Origin of the sequence: Neomegalonema perideroedes DSM 15528 (assembly GCF_000374145.1) — a bacterium.
Taxonomy (GTDB): Bacteria; Pseudomonadota; Alphaproteobacteria; order Rhodobacterales; family Rhodobacteraceae; genus Neomegalonema; species Neomegalonema perideroedes.
Window position 1 is genome coordinate 456,244 of sequence record NZ_KB893654.1, and the last position, 20,396, is coordinate 476,639.

The 20,396-nt window shown below is 68.6% G+C and carries 17 protein-coding genes; 15 read left to right on the top strand and 2 right to left on the bottom strand.

Annotated elements, in window-relative coordinates; translation table 11 throughout:
* Nucleotides 1–18: 18 nt before the first annotated feature.
* Nucleotides 19–1,434: a putative O-glycosylation ligase, exosortase A system-associated gene (locus tag B161_RS0109255; RefSeq protein ID WP_018633113.1), complete on the bottom strand. Its 1,416-nt coding sequence runs from the start codon at nt 1,432–1,434 to the stop codon at nt 19–21.
* A 117-nt stretch (nt 1,435–1,551) separates the two neighbouring features.
* On the opposite strand from B161_RS0109255, the gene B161_RS0109260 reads away from it, so the two are divergent.
* Nucleotides 1,552–2,130 (top strand): hypothetical protein, encoded by a 579-nt coding sequence (locus B161_RS0109260; RefSeq protein WP_018633114.1) that lies wholly within the window; start codon nt 1,552–1,554, stop codon nt 2,128–2,130.
* The gene (locus tag B161_RS0109265; protein WP_018633115.1) at nt 2,127–3,344 is read left to right on the top strand and encodes a glycosyltransferase; all 1,218 of its coding nucleotides are present in this window, start codon (nt 2,127–2,129) and stop codon (nt 3,342–3,344) included. The genes B161_RS0109260 and B161_RS0109265 overlap by 4 nt, the downstream gene beginning before the upstream one ends.
* Here the strand turns inward: B161_RS0109265 and B161_RS19210 are convergent.
* Nucleotides 3,248–4,426, bottom strand: a complete 1,179-nt coding sequence (locus B161_RS19210; protein WP_157755593.1) for a GNAT family N-acetyltransferase — start codon at nt 4,424–4,426, stop codon at nt 3,248–3,250. The genes B161_RS0109265 and B161_RS19210 overlap by 97 nt on opposite strands.
* Before the next feature lie 235 nt (nt 4,427–4,661).
* On the opposite strand from B161_RS19210, the gene B161_RS17615 reads away from it, so the two are divergent.
* From B161_RS17615 to B161_RS18865, 13 genes are all read left to right on the top strand, one after another.
* Nucleotides 4,662–5,759 carry a polysaccharide deacetylase family protein gene (locus tag B161_RS17615; protein WP_018633117.1) on the top strand — a complete coding sequence of 366 codons (1,098 nt, stop codon included), beginning with the start codon at nt 4,662–4,664 and terminating at the stop codon, nt 5,757–5,759.
* 135 nt (nt 5,760–5,894) lie between these two features.
* The gene (locus B161_RS0109280) at nt 5,895–6,500 is read left to right on the top strand and encodes an XrtA/PEP-CTERM system exopolysaccharide export protein (protein ID WP_157755594.1); all 606 of its coding nucleotides are present in this window, start codon (nt 5,895–5,897) and stop codon (nt 6,498–6,500) included.
* A gap of 44 nt (nt 6,501–6,544) precedes the next feature.
* Nucleotides 6,545–8,317 (top strand): hypothetical protein, encoded by a 1,773-nt coding sequence (locus B161_RS0109285; protein WP_018633119.1) that lies wholly within the window; start codon nt 6,545–6,547, stop codon nt 8,315–8,317.
* 22 nt (nt 8,318–8,339) lie between these two features.
* Nucleotides 8,340–9,866 (top strand): P-loop NTPase, encoded by a 1,527-nt coding sequence (locus B161_RS18855; RefSeq protein ID WP_018633120.1) that lies wholly within the window; start codon nt 8,340–8,342, stop codon nt 9,864–9,866.
* A gap of 22 nt (nt 9,867–9,888) precedes the next feature.
* Nucleotides 9,889–11,568, top strand: coding sequence for a TIGR03016 family PEP-CTERM system-associated outer membrane protein (locus B161_RS0109295; protein ID WP_157755595.1), 1,680 nt, complete (start codon nt 9,889–9,891; stop codon nt 11,566–11,568).
* Between the two features lie 97 nt (nt 11,569–11,665).
* Entirely contained in the window at nt 11,666–12,760 is a 1,095-nt protein-coding gene (locus B161_RS0109300; RefSeq protein WP_018633122.1) for an XrtA/PEP-CTERM system-associated ATPase, read from the top strand.
* A 101-nt stretch (nt 12,761–12,861) separates the two neighbouring features.
* A complete protein-coding gene (locus tag B161_RS0109305) occupies nt 12,862–13,743 on the top strand; it encodes an XrtA system polysaccharide deacetylase (protein ID WP_205619238.1) in 882 nt (293 codons plus the stop codon).
* Nucleotides 13,744–13,756: 13 nt separating this feature from the next.
* Nucleotides 13,757–14,794, top strand: coding sequence for a FemAB family XrtA/PEP-CTERM system-associated protein (locus tag B161_RS0109310; RefSeq protein ID WP_018633124.1), 1,038 nt, complete (start codon nt 13,757–13,759; stop codon nt 14,792–14,794).
* Between the two features lie 4 nt (nt 14,795–14,798).
* Nucleotides 14,799–16,043 carry a TIGR03087 family PEP-CTERM/XrtA system glycosyltransferase gene (locus B161_RS0109315; RefSeq protein WP_018633125.1) on the top strand — a complete coding sequence of 415 codons (1,245 nt, stop codon included), beginning with the start codon at nt 14,799–14,801 and terminating at the stop codon, nt 16,041–16,043.
* The gene (gene xrtA, locus B161_RS18860; protein ID WP_018633126.1) at nt 16,040–17,644 is read left to right on the top strand and encodes an exosortase A; all 1,605 of its coding nucleotides are present in this window, start codon (nt 16,040–16,042) and stop codon (nt 17,642–17,644) included. The genes B161_RS0109315 and xrtA overlap by 4 nt, the downstream gene beginning before the upstream one ends.
* Before the next feature lie 51 nt (nt 17,645–17,695).
* Nucleotides 17,696–18,223, top strand: coding sequence for a molybdenum cofactor biosynthesis protein B (moaB, locus tag B161_RS0109325; protein ID WP_018633127.1), 528 nt, complete (start codon nt 17,696–17,698; stop codon nt 18,221–18,223).
* A gap of 279 nt (nt 18,224–18,502) precedes the next feature.
* Nucleotides 18,503–19,243, top strand: a complete 741-nt coding sequence (locus tag B161_RS17625) for a hypothetical protein (RefSeq protein ID WP_018633128.1) — start codon at nt 18,503–18,505, stop codon at nt 19,241–19,243.
* A gap of 184 nt (nt 19,244–19,427) precedes the next feature.
* Nucleotides 19,428–20,273, top strand: coding sequence for a hypothetical protein (locus B161_RS18865; protein ID WP_018633129.1), 846 nt, complete (start codon nt 19,428–19,430; stop codon nt 20,271–20,273).
* The last annotated feature ends 123 nt before the right edge of the window (nt 20,274–20,396 follow it).

Sequence of the window (20,396 nt, forward strand, 5' to 3'; positions counted from 1 at the left end):
CGAGGCGGGCGCCGACTGTCAAGCGCGGAGGGGCCGGGCGGCGGGGGCTTTGCGCCGCCGACGCATCTCGCGGGGGCCGGGCGGAGTCTCGTCGGGCAGGGCGCGCCGGGCCGGAGCGCGGCCCTCGGCCTCGCGCAGCAGGCGATCCGCGCAGACGACCATCACGATCAGCAGGAAATAGCCGTCGTAATAGGCCAGCGAGAGCAGCACCCCGCCCGCGGCGTAGGCGATCAGCCCCACCTGAACCATCGAGGCGAGATCCGCCGCCCATTCCATGCCGGGAATCCGCCGCGCCCGCACCATCACCGAAAGGCAGAGCAGCCAGCTTCCCGCCAGCAGCGTCAGGAAGATCCCAAGCCCGACGAATCCGCTGTCGCTGAGCACCTCCACATAGATGTTATGGGCGGCGCGCACGCCGTATTTGGGGCTGTCGGCGCAGGGATGGTCCGGCGAGAGATAGGGCGTCGCGGCGATGGGGCTCTGGATGGAGCGCAGGCCCGAGCCCCAGACGGGGCTGTCCATGGTCATGTCCCAGCCGACATGCCAGGCCGCCAGACGCAGACAAAAGGATTCGTCCAGCTCGGGGGCTTCGTTGGCGTAACGATCCTCGCCTTTGTCGAGTTGGGCGGTGATGGTGCCGAGGCGCTCTTTGAGTTCGGGCGGCAAAGCCGCGAAGATCCCGAGCGCCCCCACCACCACGAGTCCCGCCGTCAGCCATTTGAGGCGGGTCTTGGTCCAGAGATAGCCCAGCACCAGCGCCATGGTGACGAAGCCGCCGCGCGACTGCGAGCCGATCACCGCCAGAATCGCGGCCGCGATGAGCATCAGCGCGCCGATCCGGAGCAATTTATGCTCGGCCCTGCGCCAGATGAAGAAGAGGATGGGCGTCAGCAGCGCCATGGCGAGGGCGAAATGGTTGCGGTCTTCGATCATGGTGCCGCTCGGGCCGAAGCCCGCGAGCTGGCCGATGGAGCCGCCGCTATAGATGGTCACGAGGGCGATCTTGGTCGCGTGATAGCCGAGCGAAAGCGCGTAGGTCCAGACCAGCGCCATGAGCCTGTGGCGCGAGGTGATCAGAATCATGGCCAAGATCATATGGATGGCCATCTTGATCACGAAGTCGAACCAGAATTGAAAAGAGCTCGGCCTATCCACCGCCAGCAGAGAGGCGAGGGTGGTCCAGGCGATGAAGCCCACGAAAAGGGCGGCGATCTTGCCGCCGGGCCATTGCTTGCGCTCCGGCGAGGCCGCGAAGGCGATCAGCGTCACCAGCACGATCACCAGATTCAAGCGCAGGCTCACGCTGAAGCCGAAGGCCTCGCGGTGAGGGTTCAGAATCGCGATCCAGGTCCAGACAAGCACGCCGATGAAGGGCCGCTTCAAAATGAAGGGCAGCATCGCCATCACGCCGAGGACGATCACGAGGTCGCGCATGAGGGAAGCCCCCTCCGGTCAGAGAGTCTTAAGCGGCCCGGCGCAGAATGACGCCCGCGCCGTCGCCGTCACAGGGGGCATCATGGGCGCGCGAGGTTAAAATTTGGGAGAGGCCCCATGATCGGCGGCTTGATGCTGCTCATGACGGTCAGCGCCATGGGGCTGATCCTGCTCTGGGCGAATAAATACGACGATCTGGCCGATTCCGCGCCGCGCGGCGGCTTCTTCTCCATGACCGCCGGACGCGCCGGGCCTCTGGCGGGCAAGAAGCGCCGCTTCGGCAAGGGCGGGGCGGGGCTTCAGGAGGCGCGGCCCCCCGTCGGGACGGCCCGCCGCAAGGCGCAGGAGCGCTGGGGCGCTCCGGATCCCGCGGCTCAGCCCGCGGTCGCCAAGGGGCTGCGTCCTTTGGCGGTGCTGCATGAGGCGGAGGCGGCGGTGATCGCCGCCGAGATCGCCGAGGCCGAGCGCGATTCCTTCGAGCCGCGCCGTCGCGCCGCGCCCGAAGAAGAGGAGCTGACGCTGGAGATTCCTTTCTTCGCCCGCAGCAAGGCCGAGCGCGAAGCCGCCGACCTCGCCGCTCAGGAGGCCGAGCGCGCGGCTCAGGCCGCCGCCGAGGCCGCCGCCCGCGAGGCCCTCGCCCGCCGCGAGACCGAGGCCATGGAGAAAGCGCGTCGGCGCTTCGGAGGACTCTCATGAAGGACGAGCCCATGCGGATTTTGACCGTCGCGGGGCTTTGGCCCGATTCCACGCGGCCCAATCACGGAATCTTCGTCGAGAACCGCCTGAGCCGCGTGCAGGCGGCGGGCGAGGCGAGCATCCGGGTGCTGACTCCGGTTCCGTGGTTTCCTTTCCGAGGCGCGTGCTGGGGCGAATACGCCAAATTCGCCGCCATTCCCGACCGCGAGACCCGCGGCGCGATCACGGCGGATCATCCGCGCTATCTGATGCTGCCGAAGATCGGCGCCCGCAGCCAGCCCGACGCGGTGTATCGCAGCCTGAGCCGTCGGGCGCGGCGGCTGATCCGCGAGGAGGGCGCCTTCGACCTCGTGGACGCGCAATATTTCTATCCGGAAGGCCCGGCGGCCCTGCGTCTGGCGGATGAGCTGGATCTGCCGCTGGTCGTCACGGCCCGAGGCTCGGACGTGAGCGAGATTCCCTTGGTCCATCCCTTCGCCAAACGCCGGATTCTGGAGACCGCCGCCCGCGCCGAAAGGATCGTCACGGTGGCGGCGGCTTTGAAATCGGCGCTGGTGGATCTCGGGGCGGATGGGGCGAAGATCAGAGTTCTGCGCAACGGCGTGGATCTCGAAGCCTTCCGCCCGCCCGAGGATCGCGCCAAGGTCCGGGCGCGCTGGGGAATCGCGGGCGAGGCGCCTTTATTGGTCTCGGTGGGGGCTCTGGTGGAGCGCAAGGGGCATCATCTGACCCTTGAGGCTCTGGCGGGGATTCCCGAGGCGAGGCTGCTCATCGCGGGCGCCGGGCCGGAGAAGGCGGCGCTTGAGGCGCGAATCAAGGCTTTGGGCTTAGAGGGCAGGGCGCGGCTGCTCGGCTCGGTGCCGCATAAGGATTTAGCCTCGCTCTACGGCGCGGCGGAGGCTTCGGTTCTGTCCTCCAGCCGCGAGGGCTGGGCGAACGTGCTGCTGGAGTCCATGGCTTGCGGCGCGCCCGCCGTGGCGACGCGGGTCTGGGGCGCGCCCGAGGTGGTCGCGGCCCCCGAAGCCGGACGCCTCGCGCCGGAGCGCAGCGCCGAGAGCCTCCGCGCCGCCTTGGCGGATCTCCTCGCCGCGCCGCCGAGCCGGGCCGCCACGCGGGCCTACGCCGAGCGCTTTTCCTGGGAGGAGACGGTTTCGGGAACCTTGGCGGTCTTCCGCGAGGCCATCGCCGCCCGCGCGGCCTTCAAAGCGGCGTAGCCTTTGCGGGCGGCCTCCTCCATCTCCAGCAGGAGCCGCCGCCGCCGGACCGCCAGAGCGACCATCTCCGGCCCCTCGACGCCGAGATTGCGCTTATAGCGGTAATCTCCGCCCATGAAGTCATAGGCGGCGAAGCCTTGCTTGAGATAGCGCTCCGCCGCCAGAGCATGGGCGACCAGCCCCGGCTTGAGCTTCTGATCCCCGGCGTAGGCGAAGCCGCCCATATAGAAGAGCGCCCGCCGTCCCTCCGGCCTCTCTTCGAGGAAATTATAGATCCAGCCGAAAGGGACTCCCCCCGCGCTGGCGCGCAGGATCTCGGCCTCGCCCGAGGCCGCCGCGAGCAGCTTCTCCTGCATCCGCACGAGGAAGGGCCGTCCGAAGGCGCCGGGCTCGCCGCGCGATTCCCAGCGCGCCTGGTGATGGGGCCGCATCTCCTCCCAAAACTCCAGAAGCTCAGCGGGTTCGCGGGCGGCCTCCAGAAGGATCGGGCCTCGCGCTTCGTAGAGCCTCAGGCTGCGGCGGATCTGCTCGCGGGTGCTCTTGCCCAGAGCCTTGAGATAGCCGTCGAGATCCGCGACGCCCGCAATCCGCAAAGCCGCGAGATCGACATGGGCCGCCCGCGTCTCCGCGAGCCGCCGCGAGGGAAGCCCGAGCGCCGCGAAGCGCGCCGCCTGCTCCGGCGCCAGCCCCAGAGCGGTCAATTCGTCCCAGAGGGGTTCGCGGGCCTTGAGCAGCCCTTGCAGCGCGGCCGCCCAGACCTCGGCCTCAAGCCCGGCTTCGGCGAGGATTCCGTTATATTCGATCCCTGCGGCGTCCTCTTCTTCGTCGCCGGAGCCGTGCAGCGCGAGCCGCCGCACCCGCATGCCCCGGCGCCGCTCGACGCAGGCCCCCCAAAGCGCCAGCCCGACCACGCGGCCCTCATGCTCGATCCGCATCAGCCAGAGCGGCGCCGAAGCCAGCTCCGCCCAGGGCCCGATCCAGCTCCAGCTGAGGAAGAAGCCGCCTTCGGCCCGGCCCTCCAGAGCGCGCCAGAGCGGCGCGAGGGCCTCGGGCGAGGCGAGGGGCTCCAGATGGACCCGCATGTCTGAACCTTTCGGATTGATCCGAGGCCGGAAGTTCTCCCGGTCGGAAATTCTCCCAATCGAAATTCTCCCGGAACGAAAACAAATCTTCATGAAGCTTTCGTGCAATGGGGCGCGGCTTCGGCCGTTCCGGAGCGCGGCCCGAAAACGCGGCCGGACGAAGCCTGCGCGCGTTTCAGGAGCCGCCCCCCGGCCTCTGGCGGCGTCGCGCGCCCCAAGCAAAAGCTGGCCCCCTATGCGCCCTCACGTCCATAGCCTCGCGCCGCCTTTCCAGCGCCTGGAGCTTCCGGCCTCTTCGCCGCCGCTCTGTCTGGTGACGGTGGACACGGAGGAGTCCTTTGATTGGCGCGGGCCTTTCCGCCGCGATTCGCGCGACGTCTCCAACGTGGCCGAGCAGGGGCGGGCTCAGGAGATCTGCGCGAGATTCGGCGCCCCGCCGCTCTATCTGACCGATTGGGCCGTGGCCCGCGACGCGGCTGCGGCGCGGCTTCTCGGCGATTGGGCCGAGGCGGGGCTTTGCGAGATCGGCGCCCATCTGCACCCTTGGATCACGCCGCCTTACGAAGAAGGCGCGTCTTTGCGGGAATCCTTCGCGGGAAATCTGCCGCTCGCTCTGGAGCGCGCCAAGCTGGCCGCTCTGACGGAGATTCTGACGGAGGCTTTCGGGCGTCGTCCGCGGGCCTATCGGGCGGGGCGTTACGGATTGGGACGGCGCACGGCGGGACTCCTGCGCGAATTGGGCTATGGGGCGGATCTCTCCGTGACGCCCCGCCGCAGCTTCGCCGCCGAGGGCGGACCCGACTTCAGCCGCGCCCCGGAAGGCCCTTTCTGGCTCGACGGCCCCGGCGGGATCGTCGAGATTCCCACCACCGAGGGCGTGGCCGGCTTCTTCGGCGCGCGCCATGGCGAGGCTCTGGCGGGGCTCTTCGACTCGCCGCTGGCCCGAAGCTTGCGTTTGCCCGCCCTGCTGGCGCGCTCCGGCGCGGCGGAGCGGATCCGCCTCTCGCCGGAGGGAACCCGGATCCGCGATCTGCGGCGTCTGGCGCGGGCGCTCGGCGCGCGCGGAGAGCGGGTCTTCGTGGTGAGCTACCACAGCTCGTCCCTGCAGGTCGGGGGCTCGCCCTATGCTCCGGACGCCGCCGCCCGCGACGCCCTCTTGCGGCGTCTTGAGGAGATCTTGACCTTTCTCCGCGAGGAGATGGGCGCGGAGTTCCCTTCGGCCTCCGCTCTGGAGGCCGCCTTGCGGACGGCGCCTTTGCGGAGCGCGCGGCCTTCGCCTCCCGCCGGGGGAGAAACCGCCGCGCACAGCGAAAATTTAACCCGGGCCGCCTAACATGGCCCCGCGCCGAAGTCCCTCCTCAGGCGCGACCCAGATGAGGATCTTGCGATGATTGCGCGGCGCTTTCCTGTTCTTGCCGTTCTGATCACGACGCTTGTCGCGCTTGCGGGCTGCGGGAGCGTCTCCTCTGTGTTCGGCGGCGAGGGGGCTCTGAGAGCGCCTTCGACGGGGATTCTGGCGCCTGCGCCGGTGGTGGCGAGCTCGCCGCAGCCGCTGACGCCGGAATCGCCGAACTACCGGCTCGGGCCGGGCGAGAACATCCAGATCTTCGTCTGGCGCGCGCCGGAATTGTCGACCGTGGTGCCGATCCGTCCGGACGGGCGCTTCTCCATGCCGCTGGTCGAGGATCTTCCGGCGGCGGGCAAGACCCCGACCGAGCTCGCGCGCGACATCGAGGACCGCCTGAAGGCCTATGTGCAGGATCCCATCGTCACGGTGATCGCGCAGGTCAACGGGGCGGGCGATCCGCGTCAGCAGGTCAAGGTTCTGGGTCAGGCGGTGAATCCCTCCTCGCTCTCCTATCGCTCGGGGCTGACGGCTCTGGACGTGGTGATCGCGGTGGGCGGCCTGACCGAATTCGCCGACGGCAACCGCGCCGTTCTGGTCCGCGAGGAGAACGGACAAAAAGTCTCCTACCGGCTGCGTCTGGACGATCTCGTGCGCAAAGGCGACATCGCGGCGGATCGTCCGCTGATGCCCGGCGACACGATCATCATCCCGGAAAGCTGGCTCTGAGCCTGCTGGGCCAGAGGCGCGGCTGAAGTCATACGGGATCGGTCATGGGCGAGCTGAAATTCCTCATCGGGCATTACCTCCACGAGATCTGGCGGCGGCGCTGGAGCACGCTGATCATCGCTTGGGCGGTGGGCCTGACGGCCGCCTTCTTCGCGGCGAAGCAGCCGGACGTCTACGCCGCCCGCGCCACGGTCTTCGTGGACACGCGCTCGCTGCTGCACACGCTCTTCAAGGGCGAGGTGCATTTCGAGAATCCCGCCCAGCAGCTGGAGAACGTGCGGCGGCTGATGTATGCGCGGCCTAATCTCGAAAAGATCATCCGCATGACCGACCTCGACCTGCGCGTCCGCGACGAGCGCGAGCGCGAGGCTCTGGTGGAAAGCGTCGAGAAGCGCCTGAGCCTCGTGCGCGAGGGACAGGACTTCTACCGCATCTCCTTCCAGCATTCCGACGCCGAAAAGGCCCGTCAGGTGGTGGCCACCATGGTGGATCTCTTCGTGGAGGAGGGCATTTCGCGCGGCTCGGGCGTCAGCTCTCAGGACGCCGAGCAGGCCCTGCGCTTCGCCATGGAGCAGCAGGAGACCTCCGCCGCCCGCCTGCGCGACGCCGAGGCGCGCCTCGCCGAATTCGAGCGCGAAAACCGCGAGGTGATCGCTCTGCCCGCCGCGCTGATCTCGGAGCGGCGCAGCCTTGAGATGGATCTCGCGCGGCTTCAGGGCGATCAGACGCTCTATCAGCAGGAGATCCGCGAGCTGGAGGCCCAGCTGCGCACGACTCCGCAGCAGGTCAAGACCGGCGAGGACGTGATCCGCCCGCCGCGCCGCATTCAGGAGCCGCCTCCGGCGACGGCCAAGCAGCCCGTGCCCGAAGCCATGCCGACTCTGGAGGAGCAGCGTTACGAGGCCGCCCGCCAGCGCGCGACGGGGATGGAGCGCGAGATTCAGGAGATGCTTCAGCGCCTGACGCCGCAGCATCCGGACATGGTCGCCGCTCAGCGCCGCGCCGAAAGCGCCCGCGCCGAGGCCGACGGCCTGAGGGCCGCCGCCGAATCTTCGGTCCATGCGCGCAGCGCCCGGATTCAGGCCGCTCTGGATTACAACGCTCAGGTGGACGCCGCTTACCGCGACTGGCAGATCCGCCAGATGCAGCCCGAGCCCGAGCCCATCGTGAACGTGGTCTACGGCGAGAATCCCGTCTACGCCCAGATTCAGGCGCAGATCGGCCAGCGCCGCAGCCGGCTGGCTTCGGTGGATCAGATGATCCAGACCGCCCGCGCCCGGCTGATCGAGGTCGGCGAGCGGCTTCAGCGTCAGCCTGCGGTGACTCAGAGCTACGACCATCTTGAAAAAGAGGCCGGAGAGGCGCGCCGCGAACTGGCCTCCATCGACGATAAGATCAAGCTGCTGCGCGCCACCAACGAATTGGGTCAGCAGCAGGTGGTGAAGTTCACCGTCTCCGAATGGCCCAAGACCCCCACGGCGCCCATCGCGCCCAATCGTCTGATCCTGTTTCTGGGCTCGGCGATTTTGGGTCTGGGCGCGGGTCTGGGCTTCGCCTTCCTGCGGATCCAGATGATGGACACCATGCCCTCGATCATCCATGTGCGCGAGGCCTTCGACCTGCCGATTCTCGGCGGAGTCTCGCGGCTGGAGGATCAAAAACAGGCGGCGGGCGCGATGCTGGGGAATCTGCTCTTCATGGGGCTGGCCTCGCTCTTCGTGATGACCTTCGCCCTGCTGGTCTACAAATATCATTTCGCCCTGTGGCGGCCCGATCTGGGCGTGATCGCTTCTCAGGCGCGGGCGGCTCTGGGATGAGCATGAACGAGGGAGTCCGGCCATGAGCGAGTCAGACGAGTTCAAGAGCCCCCAGGAGCGCCCGCGACTCAGCGCGGGCGACGCGATGCTGCGGCGGCGCTTCGCGCGCCAGCTCGGTCTGGAGGCCGGGGCTCCTCCGCGCGCCGCCTCCGCCCGGGCGGCCCCCGTCCGGACTCCGCCTCTCCAAACCCCGCGCCAGCCGGAGCCGCCCTTCGTCGGGCCGGCGCCGCAAGCCCGCGCGCCCCTCGCGCGCGCGCCCGAGCCCCGGACCCCCGAGTCCCGGACGCCTGCGCCCCGGACGCCTGAGCCTGAGGCTTCCGGCGCCGAGGATCCGTATAAGGCCCATGCTCAGGCGCCGCGCCCGACCCAGAATTCGGCCCCTCATCCAGTCCAGAACCCGGCCCCGGCCCCCGCTCCTCCTCCGCCCGCTCAGGCCCCGGCCCCGGCGGAGGCTCCGCCGCGCGCGCGCAGCTTCGAAGACGAATTCCTCGCCGCCTTCTCCGACGATCCGCCCGAGGCCTCGCCCGGCGCCGGAGAGGATTTCCTCTCGGAATTCGCCCGCGAGCCCGCTCCGCCGCCTCCCTCTCCGCGCCCCGCGCCCGAGCGCCTCGGCGCTTCGGTCTCTGAAGCGGCCTCGCCTCTGAGCGACCTGCGCCGCTCGCTGAAGGAGTCCAAGCCCTCGGCCCGCGCCGGGCGGGGCGAGCTGATCAGCGCGCCCGGCGGCGCGAAGGACATCGACGGCCGCAAGCGCAGCCGCGAATTCGCCCTGAACTTCGACCGCCTGAGGAAATTCGGCTTCATCACGCCGAGCGCCCGCCGCTCGCGGCTCTCGGAGGAGATCCGCCTGATCAAGCGCCGCCTGATCCGCCGCATGACTCTGGAGGAGACGGCCCGCCGCCCCGGACAATCGCGCAGCCGCGCTCCGCGCGGACGCCAGCATGTGATTCTCTTCACCAGCGCCAAGCCCAGCGAGGGCAAGAGCTTCGTGGCGGTGAATCTGGCCTTGTCGATCATCCTCGACGAGGGGCTGAACGTGCTGCTGGTCGACGCCGACGCGGCGCGTCCGAGCCTTTCGAAGATCCTCGGGCTCAAGCCGAATCTCAAGGGCCTGACCGATCTGCTGGAGGAGGCCCGCCACGGCCGCAGCGACGTCAGCGGCCGCATGCTGCGCACGCCGGATCATCCGCTGACCTTCATTCCGGCGGGCGAGGCGGTGGAATCGGCGACCGATCTTTATGGCGGCGACGCCATGCGCAGCCTGATGGCGGATCTCGCCGACCGCTATTCCGACCGCATCATCCTCATCGACGGCCCGCCGCTGCTCGCCAGCACCGAGCCGGTGGAGCTGGCGCGCCACGCCGGACAAGTCGTCATGGTGGTCGACGCCGAGCGCACCACCCGCAAGGCCGTGGAGGCGGCGCTGGATTTGCTAGGACCCGAGTGCAACGTGAATCTTGTGCTGAACAAGGCCACGGCCTCGGGTCGTTTGGAGCAGTTCGGCAGCTATTATGAGGCTTACGCCAATGACAGCGCTCCCCGGAAATCCTGATCGCCGCCCGGCGCGCCGGGCCTTGAGGCTCCGCGCGAGCGGCCTGGCTCTGGCCTGTGCGCTGGGCGCCGGCCCCGTCTCGGCCGAGTCCTATTTCTGGACGGATCCTGCGCCGTCTCAGGCCGACACGCTCGGGCCCTCCGGCCTGGAATCGGGCGGCGTGGTGCTGACGCCCGACATGAGCGGCGGATTCGCCCCGCCCGCCGGAGCCGGTCCCGGTCCCGCCGCGGGCTCGGGCGAGCCTGCGGCGCCCACCGCCCGGCGTCTCTGGAAGACCAGCGTCCGGCCCTACGCTTCGACTCAAGTGACGGTCACCGACAACGTGGGGCTGGATCCGCGCGGCGAGGAGCGTTCGGACACGGTGCTCACCGGCACGGTGGGCCTGCGGGCGACCGTGGAGGGAACCCGCGCGAAGGGCTCTCTGAACTACGCCGCCCATTACGACCATTATTTCGAAGATTCTCAGGACGACGGCCTGCGCCATGATCTGGCGGGCGCTTTGTCGGCGACGGTGGTTCCGGGCCTGCTCTATCTCGACGTGGCGGGCTCGGCGGCGGAGAGCTTCGCGCGCGGCGAGGGCAAATATTCGCTGAACCCCGTGGCGGGGCGCGACGACCGCGAGCGGGTGTATTTCGGCTCGGTCAGCCCGGCTCTGCGCCGGAATCTCGGGGGCTGGGCCAACGCGGAGCTCCGTTACACCCACGCCCGCAGCTTCTATGAGGACGGCGACGAAGCCGACGAATGGATGCACGGCTTCAGCGGCGCTCTGGTCTCCGATCCCCGGCGCTTTCAGAAATTCGGCTGGGGCCTTTCGGCGGCCCATATGATCTACGACGACGAACTGGACGACAAACGCCGCGCCTCGACGGTCGGCGGCTCGGTCGAGGTTCCGGTGAGCCCCAAGCTCGCGCTGATGGGCGCGGCGGGCTACGACCATGTGCGCGGCACCAGCCTCGACGAGGATCAGGTGGGCGGCGGCTACGTCAACGTGGGGGCGCGATTCGTCCCGAGCCGGCGCCTGAACATGGACGCCTATCTCGGCTGGCGGAATCAGGGCCTCGATTACGGCGCGAACCTGCGCTACGCGCTGGCGGAGCGGCTGGGGATCTCGGCCTCGGCGGGGCGCTCGGTGGAGTTCCTCGACTTCGGCGGCGCGCCCTACGCCCTGCTCGACGCCGGGACGGACGATTCCGGAAATCCGCTTTACCGCTCGGCGGAGGGCGGCTTGACCTCCAACCGCGCCGAAGCTCTGGCGGTGAGCCTCGCGGACGGCTCCTTGCGTCTGGCGAGCGATCCGGCCTTCAGTCGGCAGACTCAGGACGCGGTGGTCGATTCGGCCACGCTGGCGCTCTCGGGCTCGACCGGCAAGACGGGCGTGAGCCTCGTGGGGGCGGCCCAGCGCCGCGATTACGGCGGCCCGCTCGACGACGACGAATGGACGCTCACTCTGGCGGGCGCGGTGAACCGCGACCTCACCTCCCGCGTGGGCGTGGACGCTTCGGCGGCCTTCATCCTCTACGCTCCGGACGATCCGCGTCTGGCCAAGGAGCAGACCCTCTCCTTCGGCGTGGGCGCGTCTTATCGGATTACGGAAATTGTCAACGCTTTCGCGCGATACACTTACACACGACGCTTCTCCGATTCGTCTTTGGACGAATATCAGGAGAACGCAGGCGTGCTGGGTTTGAGGGCGGATTTCTAAGGCGCCGCCGCGAACTCTTCCTCGGGCGGCGCGCGAAACGGTCAGAAAAGCGCCGCCGCGGGGCGGGACGAACGGCATCAGGGAGTCGGACGACGCGATGTATGAAGAATATTACGGCCTGTCGGCCTGCCCCTTCCGCCTCACCCCCGACCGCCGCTTCTGGTTCGGCTCGGAGGGACATCGCAAGGCGATGTCCTACCTGAAATACGGGCTCTATCAGGGCGAAGGCTTCATCGTCATCACCGGCGACGTCGGCACCGGCAAATCGACCCTGATCAGCCAGCTGTTCGAGGAGCTGGATGAAAACGACGTGGTGGCGGCCACCATCGGCACCACGCAGGTCGATCCTGAAAACGTCGTGCGCCTGATCTGCGACGCTTTCGGCGTCCAGCCCGCCAGCGACGACAAAGCCAGCATGCTCACCGCCTTCGAGCAGTTTCTGGTCGAGCAGAATCAATATGGCCGCCGCGTGCTGCTCGTGGTGGACGAGGCGCAGAACCTGCCGATGCGCACGCTCGAAGAGCTGCGCATGCTCCAGAACTTCACTCTGGGCGGCCAGCCTCTGTTTCAGATCTTCCTCGTGGGCCAGCCGCAATTCGCGCGGACTCTGGCGCATCCGGATTTGGCGCAGCTTCTGCAGCGCGTGACGGCCTCCTATCGCCTCGAGCCGATGACCGAGCAGGAGACCAGCGAATACGTGGTCCATCGTCTGGAGATGGTGGGCTGGCAGGGGAACCCGACCTTCACGCCGGAAGCCCTCTCGCGCATCTACGCCGAGACCAAGGGCGTGCCGCGCCGGATCAACACTCTGGCGAACCGGATCATGCTCTTCTCCGCTCTGGAGGAGCTCCAGGAGATCACGCCTGAGACCGTCGAGACGGTGGTCGCCGATCTGAAGAAGGAGGCTTTCGCCGCCTCGCGCCCCGCCGAGGGGACGACGGAGGGGCAGGGGGCTCCGGTGCCTCCGGGCCATCCGGCGCATCCGGCGCATCCGGCCCAGATCGCGGCGGCGAGCGTGGCGGCCGAACAGGCGGTTCTGGCGGCGGTCAACGCTCTGGCCTCCCGCATCAGCCTGCTGGAATCCCGCGCCGAGGATCACGATCGCGCGATCCGCGAGATGATCGAAATCGTCTCGACGCTGCTGGAGCAGAGCATGGCCGAGGAGCCGCCGCGCCGCGCAGGCGGGTTTTGACCCTCCGCGAGGCGCCGGAGCCGGGATCGGAAGGCCCTGAGCCTTCCGCCCCTCCCCGCGCCGTCGGCGGCGCGACGAATTCCCGCGCCGGGATCGGCGCCATGACCCCCCGCGCCGGGATCGGCGCCATGACGCCCCGCGCCGCTTGCGGCGCCATGACGATCGACGTGGAGGAGCATTTCCACGTTTCCGCCTTCGCGGGCGTGCTGGACCGGGCCGATTGGCCGAAGCAGCAAAGCCGCGTCGAGGCCAACACCCACCGTCTGCTCGACCTCTTCGCCGCGCATCAAGCTCAGGCGACGTTTTTTTGTCTGGGCTGCGTGGCGCGGGCGGCTCCGGGGCTGATCCGGCGCATCGCCGCCGAAGGCCATGAACTCGCCAGCCATGGCGACCGGCATTTCCGGGTGTTCGAGCAAAGCCGCGCCGAATTCGCCGAAGACCTCCGCCGCGCCAAGGGCGCCATCGAGGAGGCCGGCGGCCGGGCCGTGAGCGGCTATCGCGCCCCGAGCTTCTCCGTCGACGCGCGCAGCCCATGGGCCTACGAGGTCATGGCCGAGACGGGCCATGGCTGGTCCTCCAGCTCGCATCCCATCAAGCACGACCATTACGGCGACCCGACCGCCCCCCGGAGTCCCCATCGCGAGCCCACGGCGGGGATTTGGGAGATTCCGGTCTCCACGCGGATGGTTCGCGGGCGGCGCCTGCCTTTCGCGGGGGGCGGGTTCTTTCGTCTGGCGCCGCTGTTCTGGACGCGCTCGGGCCTCGACGCCTATGCGCAAGAATTTGGAATCGCGCCGAATTTCTACCTCCACCCCTGGGAGATCGATCCGGATCAACCACGCCTTAAGGGCGCGCCGTTAAAATCGGCTTTGCGCCACAGGATCGGACTCGGCCGCGCCGAATCCCGACTTGCGGCGCTCCTCGCCGAACGCCGCTGGCGATCCATGCGCGAAGCTTACGCGGACAGGATCGGGGCGGCCTGACTCCGGAGCCGCCATGGCCGTTCGATTCCTCATGCGCGAACCTGCGGAAGCCTCCGAATGGGCGGCTTGGGATTCCTATGTCCTGAACCATCCCGAAAGCGAGCCTTTCCACCTCTCCGGCTGGCGGCGCGCCGTTCAGGAGGCTTACGGCCTGCCTTGCTTCTGGCTCGGAGCCTGGGAGGGCGGCGTTCTGCGCGGAGTCTTGCCTCTGGTGAAGGCTCCGGCGCCTTTCGGCGGCGCGAATCTGACCTCCTGCGCCTTCGCGGTGGGGGGCGGGATCCTCGCCGAATCCGAAGAGGCGCGCGCCGCTCTGGCCGCCGAGGCCGAGGCTCTGGGGCTTCGTCTGGGCGTGGGCGCGGTGGAGCTGCGCGGCGGCGAGGCTCCTGAAGACTGGGGCGTCAAGGAAGGCGTCTATGCGGGCTTCCGCCGCGAGATGGCCGAGACCTCCGAAAAGCGCTTGCTGCAAATCCCCCGCAAGAAAAGAGCCGACGTCCGCAAGGCCATGGAGGCGGATCTCAAGATCGAGCATGAAGCCGCTCTGGAGCCTTTCCACGCGATTTATTCCCGCAGCCTGCGCGATCTCGGCACGCCGACGCCTTCCCTGCGCTGGATGCGGGCTCTGAAGGCCGCTTTCGGAGAATCCTGCCATGTGACGCTCGTGCATGGGCCTGCGGGTCCGGTGGCGGCGCTGATGAGCTTCGAGCATCGGGATCGGGTCATGCCCTATTTCGGGGGCGCCCTGCCGGAGGCGCGGGCCTTGCGGGCCTATGACCGGCTCTATTGGGAGGAGCAGGAGCGCGCCGCCGCCAAGGGCCTGAAGGTCTTCGACTTCGGCCGCTCGAAATTCGGGACCGGAGCTTTCGACTACAAGACTCACTGGGGCTTCGCGCCTCAGCCTCTGGTTCAGCGTTATCGGCTGGTGCGGGCCTCCGAGGCGCCGGACGTGAATCCTCTCAGCCCTAAATATCGGCGTTTCGTGGCGCTCTGGCGGCGTCTGCCGCTCTGGACGGCCAATCTTCTCGGGCCGCATCTCGCGCGGAGGCTCGGGTGATCCCATGATGAAACGCCGTTTGCTCGTTCTGGCCCATCGCGCCCCGGTTCCGCCGCTCACCGGAGAAAAAATGCGGCTTTGGCGCTTCGTCCAGGGTCTGGCGCGGAATTGGGAGATCACGCTCGCCGCGCCCGTCGACCGCGCCGAGGACTGGGAGGCGAGGGAAGCGCTCTCCGGCCTCGGCGTCGCGGAGATTCTCTTTGGCGATCTGACGAAACGTTCAAGGGCGGCTTCGGGGCTGAGGGCTCTGAACTCCGGCGCGCCGATCAGCCTTGAGCATTTCCACGATCCCGCTCTGGCGGCCCGCATCGCCGAGGCCGCCCGCAAGACGCCTTTCGACGCGGTGCTGCTCTATGGTTCGGGCGGGGCGCGCTATCTGGAGGCTTTGCCTGATCCGCGTCCGCCGGTGATCCTCGACATGGTGGATGTGGATTCCGCCAAATGGGAGGATCTGGCGCGCAAATCCTCTTCGCCGATGGGCTGGGTCTACGCCCGCGAGGCCCGGCGCCTGAAGCGGGTCGAGGAGGATCTGGCGCGCAGCTCCGCAGCCTGCCTCTTCGCGACTCCCGCCGAGCGCGACCTTTTCGCGAAACGCGGCGGGACGGGCAAGCTCCTCGCCGTGGAGAACGGCGTGGATTGCGACTATTGGGCGGCGGGAAAATCCATGGCCTCGCCTTATCCCGACGATAAGATTCCGCGCGTGATCTTCACCGGCGCCATGGATTATCCGCCCAACGTCGAGGCGGCGGTCTGGTTCGCCCGCGAGATCCTGCCGCGCGCCAAGGCTCTGGCGGGGCCTTTCGAATTCGTGGCGGCGGGCGCGCGTCCGGCGAAAGAAGTCCTCGCGCTTCAGGAGACAGGCGTGCGCGTGACGGGCCGCGTTGAAGACATGCGACCCTATTTGGCTCATGCTGCGGCGGCGGTGGCGCCTTTGCGTCTGGCGCGGGGGGTGCAGAATAAATTGCTGGAGGCCATGGCCTCGCGCGTGCCGACCGTGGCCACTCCGGCGGCTCTGGAGGGGATTTCGGCCACCCCCGGCGCGGATCTCCTCACAAGCGCGTCAGCTTCGGAATTCGCGGCGGCTCTGGCGCGGCTCTTGCTCGATTCCCGCCTGAGCGCCTTGCTCTCCGCCAACGCCTTTCGGGCCATGCGCGACCGCTACGACTGGTCGAGCCGCCTTGAGGCTCTGGAGGCGACGATGCTGCAGGCGCTCGCCGAGCCGCCCGACCAAACTCAGGACGCCGCATGACCGATCAAAGCCTCGCCCCGCCTCAAGGATCCTCCCTCCCCGAAGGCTTCTTCGGCGAGGCTTGGCCCGCATGGCGCCGGACCATCTGGTCGATGGCGGCTTTGGCGGTTCTGGCTTTGGGGCTTCAGGCTCCGGCGGTCTGGGACATGATCGGCGTCTGGATCTCCTCGCCGACCTATAATCACGGTTTTCTGGTCTTGCCCGCGAGCCTTTGGTTCGTCTGGCGCAAACGCGCCGAATTGCGCGAGATCGCGCCGCGAGTCTCTTTCTGGGGGCTGGCGCCTTTGGCTCTGGCGGCGGCTCTGGCGACCCTCGGCGGGCTGATGGGCGCGGCGATCTTCGAACACGCCGCCGTCGCCTTCTCGCTGATGGGCGTGGCGATTCTGGCGGCGGGCTCCGAATTCGCGCGGCGCTTCTGGTTTCCTCTGGCCTTTCTGATCTTCCTCGTCCCCTTCGGCGACGAACTCACGCCTTTGCTGCAGGAATGGACGGCGGACGTCTCGGTCTGGCTGCTGCGGGCCTCGGGCGTGCCGACCTATCGCGAAGGGATTATGATCGAACTGCCCAACGCCCTTTTCGAGGTCGCCGAGGCCTGCGCGGGTCTGCGCTTCCTCATCGCGATGATGGTGGTGGCGGCGGCTTTCGCGCATCTCTCCTATAACCGCCTCTGGAAATGGGCCTTGTTCGGAATCTTGGCGGTGGTCGTGCCGGTGGGCGCGAATTTCCTGCGCGCCTATGGAATCATGATGATCGCCCATCTGACCGACGGGCGCGTGGCGGCGGGCGTGGATCATCTGGTTTACGGCTGGGTCTTCTTCTCGGCGGTGATGCTGCTGCTGCTCTGGATCGGCGGCCGCTTCGCCGACCTCAAATGGGACGCCGCCTCCGTTCCCGCCGCGCCTCAGCCTGCGCCGGTCGCCGCCGCGCCCGCCCCGCAGGATTCCCGCAAGGCTTGGGCGGCTTTGAGCCTCGGCGCTCTGCTGCTGGCGACGCCCACGGCGGCGCTCTCGATCACGGCGCCGGATCGCGGCCTCTTCCCGCCGCCCGCCGATTGGGTCTTGGCGGCGCCCGCGGGCTGGGCCTCCGTCCCCCCCGCCGAGGACTGGACGCCCCATCTTCAGGGTCTTGACCGCCTTTACCGCTTCGGCTTCATGAAGGACGGCGCTCAGGTGGATCTCGTCATCGGCTATTACCGCTATGAGCGCCCCGGCGCCGAGGCGGGGCAATCCACCAACCGCTTCGAGGACGATGATATTTGGGTGCGGTCGCGCCAAGCCCGCGCCGAGATCGGCGGCTTGCCGAGCCGCCTCGAAGACCTCAGCCACGCCCGCATCCATGAGGGCCGCGGCGCGAGCTTCGCCAGCCGCCTCGTCGCGGCCTGGTATTGGACGGGCGGCGAATTCAGCGCCGACGCCCGCCGCGCGGGGCTCAACGCCATGACGGCGCGTCTGACGGGCGGGCCTCAGGAGGCGGCGATTCTGGCGCTCTCCACGCCTTACGCCCGCCCGGCGGATCGGGCGGCGGCTCTGGCGGCGCTGGAGGAGTTCCTAAAGGACTTCGGCCCCCTCGACGCTCCGCTGGAGGCTCTGGCCTCTCGATAAACCCGCAGCGAGGCTCTAGATTGGCGGCTCTTGCGATCAGGAGCCGCCGCCATGAGCCTCGACGAAACCCGCCCTTTCCTGCCTTTGCGCATCGCGGTTCTGACCCTCTCCGACACGCGAGGCCCTGAAGACGACGCCTCCGGCGATCTTCTGGCCGGGCGGGTGGAGGCGGCGGGTCATCTCCTCGCGGCCCGCGATCTGATGCCCGACGACCGCGCCGCGCTCGAAGCCCGGCTTCGGCTCTGGATCGCGAATCCGGAGATCGACGTGATCCTCACCACGGGCGGCACCGGGCTCACGGGCCGCGACGTCGCCGTGGAGGCCCATCAGGCGGTCTATGAAAAAGAGATCGACGGCTTTTCCACCGTCTTCCATATGGTCTCCTTCAAAAACATCGGCGTCTCGACTCTGCAAAGCCGGGCCTGCGGCGGGGTGGCGGGGGGGACTTACCTCTTCGCTTTGCCGGGCTCTCCGGGGGCCTGCCGCGACGCTTGGGACGAAATCCTCGTCAAGCAGCTGGATTCGCGCTGGCGGCCCTGCAATTTCGCCAAGATCCTCGACCGCCTGACCGAGGTCTGACCGGAGCGGGCGAGGGCGTTTGTCCTAAAAAGGGGCGGTGCGGATTATTTCAGGACATATGGGGAAGGTGTTGGATTCCCAAGACCCGCGCCTTTCTTGTCTCTGAATTGATCTGTCCACCGCGTATATTGAGAGATTTTATTGAATATCATAGGGTTAATTATGAAGAACCCTGAAGATTCCACATTCTTTTCTTAAAAATTCCCTCGAGGAGTCGGATTGCTAAAACCATGTAATGTGCTATTTTGAAACAAGATATTTAGATTCAGGGGAATCATCATGACAATTTCTCTTTTCCTGGGCTCTTTGCTCGGAAACAGACGCGGCGGTCAGGTCGTGGGCAGCACCCGCGCGGTCGGCGAAGAGGACGGCGGCTCCCGTCCCGGCGGCGGCCATGGGAATCACGGCTCCTGGCGCCCCGGCGGTTCGGGCTCGGGTTCGGGTTCGGGCGGCGTGACCACCCTCGCCATCGGCGAGGAGGGCGGCGGAACCCGTCCCGGCGGCGACCATGGCGGCCATGGCGCTTGGCGTCCGGGCAATCCCGGCATGGCGACCACCCTCGCGGTCGGCGAAGAGGGCGGCGGAACCCGCCCCGGCGGCGGCGGCCCCACCATCACCACCTACGCCATGGGCGAGGAAGGCGGAGGCCAGCACGGCGGCCAGCGCCCCGGCGGACGTCCCGACGCCACCACTCTGGCGGTCGGCGAGGAAGGCGGAGGCCAGCATGGCGGCCATCGTCCGGGCGGCTCCGGCGGACGCCCTGACGTCAGCACGCGGGCCTTCGGCGAAGAAGGCGGCGGCTCTGGCGGCTCTGGCGGCGCGACCACCCTCGCCATCGGCGAGGAGGGCGGCGGCCATCGTCCCGGCGGTTCGGGCGGCGCGACCACCTACGCCATCGGCGAGGAAGGCGGCGGCGGCCAGCATGGCGGCCATCGTCCGGGCGGAAACGGTTCGGGCGGCGGCCTGACCCTCTCCACCATGGCGATCGGCGAAGAGGGCGGTTTCGGCAATCGCCGCTGAAGACCTGAGATCCCCCGGCGCCGATCCCCGAGGATCGGCGTCGGGCGGACCGAGCGGGAGGGCGCGTCAGAGCCTTCCCGCGCGAGGCTTCGGGGAGCTTGCGGAGGATCGGGGGCCTTTCGGGCCTGAATCTTGAACAGGGGATTCCGTCGCGCCGAACCGGCGCTTGCGAAAGGGGATCCTCATGACCGTCATTCCGACCGCCTCTCCGCTCTCCACGCGGCCTCAAACCTTTATCGAAGCTTTCCGGGCCGGGCCTCAATCCGCCGTTCGGAAGGTCGTCGTCCCGAGCGCCCAGAGCGCGACCTCCTCCGCCTCTTCTTCTTCGCCCGTCGTCCAGATGGTCACCACTTTGGCCGTCGGCGAGGAAAGCGGCTCGGCCACCGCCTATCAGGGCTCCGGCTTCTTCACCACCCTCGCCTCGGGCGAGGAGGGGACGTCCTCGACGCCCTCGCCTCAGGCTCCGGGCGCCGGGGCGACGACCATGGCCATCGGCGAGGAGGGATCCGCGACGAGCGCCTCAGGCTCGACCCAAAACCTGACCCCCAATTCCGTGGTGAGCTCGGGGGCGGGCTCGGGAGCCTTCGTCACTCATGTCGTCGGCGAGAGCGGGCGCAGCTACGGATCCTCGGGCGGCGTGCTGACCACCCTCGCCATCGGCGAGGAAGGCGGCTCCACGACTGGCTCGACGACCGGCTCGGCGGCCTCCACTCTGGCCATCGGCGAGGAGGGATCCGCCTCGACCTCCCAAAGCTCCGCGTCCGGCGCCGGGAGCTTCGTCACTCATGTCGTCGGCGAAAGCGGGATCGGCTACGGCTCCTCGGGCGGCGTGCTGACCACGGGAGCCTCCGGAGAGGAAGGCGCCTCCACGGGCGGCTCCGCTTCGGGGACGGGTTCGGGCGGCTTCTTCGCCTCCACTCTGGCCATCGGCGAAGAAGGCGGCTGGCGCTCCTCGACGAGCCTCGGGACGGGCGGCGGCTCTCTGATGGGCTTCGCGCTCTGGTCTCTGGGCGCACGGCGCGGCTTCTGAGCGCCCGCAGGAGGGACCGGGAGAAAGGGCGGCCCCGCATGTCGCGGGGCGCCCGTGTCTTGCGTGAGGATCTTGTGCGGACCCCCGCGCGCCCTGAGTCCGGCGCGCGGAGGCCGCATCTCC

What these genes read in the sequence shown, in the direction of transcription:
- B161_RS0109310 (WP_018633124.1), top strand. Translation starts at nt 13,757, where the DNA reads ATGGCCGTTCGATTCCTCATGCGCGAACCTGCGGAAGCCTCCGAATGG.
- B161_RS18865 (WP_018633129.1), top strand. Translation starts at nt 19,428, where the DNA reads ATGACCGTCATTCCGACCGCCTCTCCGCTCTCCACGCGGCCTCAAACC.
- B161_RS0109315 (WP_018633125.1), top strand. Translation starts at nt 14,799, where the DNA reads ATGATGAAACGCCGTTTGCTCGTTCTGGCCCATCGCGCCCCGGTTCCG.
- B161_RS0109255 (WP_018633113.1), bottom strand. Translation starts at nt 1,434, where the DNA reads ATGCGCGACCTCGTGATCGTCCTCGGCGTGATGGCGATGCTGCCCTTC.
- B161_RS0109300 (WP_018633122.1), top strand. Translation starts at nt 11,666, where the DNA reads ATGTATGAAGAATATTACGGCCTGTCGGCCTGCCCCTTCCGCCTCACC.
- B161_RS18855 (WP_018633120.1), top strand. Translation starts at nt 8,340, where the DNA reads ATGAGCGAGTCAGACGAGTTCAAGAGCCCCCAGGAGCGCCCGCGACTC.
- B161_RS19210 (WP_157755593.1), bottom strand. Translation starts at nt 4,426, where the DNA reads ATGCGGGTCCATCTGGAGCCCCTCGCCTCGCCCGAGGCCCTCGCGCCG.
- B161_RS0109305 (WP_205619238.1), top strand. Translation starts at nt 12,862, where the DNA reads ATGACCCCCCGCGCCGGGATCGGCGCCATGACGCCCCGCGCCGCTTGC.
- B161_RS0109285 (WP_018633119.1), top strand. Translation starts at nt 6,545, where the DNA reads ATGGGCGAGCTGAAATTCCTCATCGGGCATTACCTCCACGAGATCTGG.
- B161_RS0109265 (WP_018633115.1), top strand. Translation starts at nt 2,127, where the DNA reads ATGAAGGACGAGCCCATGCGGATTTTGACCGTCGCGGGGCTTTGGCCC.
- B161_RS17615 (WP_018633117.1), top strand. Translation starts at nt 4,662, where the DNA reads ATGCGCCCTCACGTCCATAGCCTCGCGCCGCCTTTCCAGCGCCTGGAG.
- B161_RS0109260 (WP_018633114.1), top strand. Translation starts at nt 1,552, where the DNA reads ATGATCGGCGGCTTGATGCTGCTCATGACGGTCAGCGCCATGGGGCTG.
- B161_RS17625 (WP_018633128.1), top strand. Translation starts at nt 18,503, where the DNA reads ATGACAATTTCTCTTTTCCTGGGCTCTTTGCTCGGAAACAGACGCGGC.
- moaB (WP_018633127.1), top strand. Translation starts at nt 17,696, where the DNA reads ATGAGCCTCGACGAAACCCGCCCTTTCCTGCCTTTGCGCATCGCGGTT.
- xrtA (WP_018633126.1), top strand. Translation starts at nt 16,040, where the DNA reads ATGACCGATCAAAGCCTCGCCCCGCCTCAAGGATCCTCCCTCCCCGAA.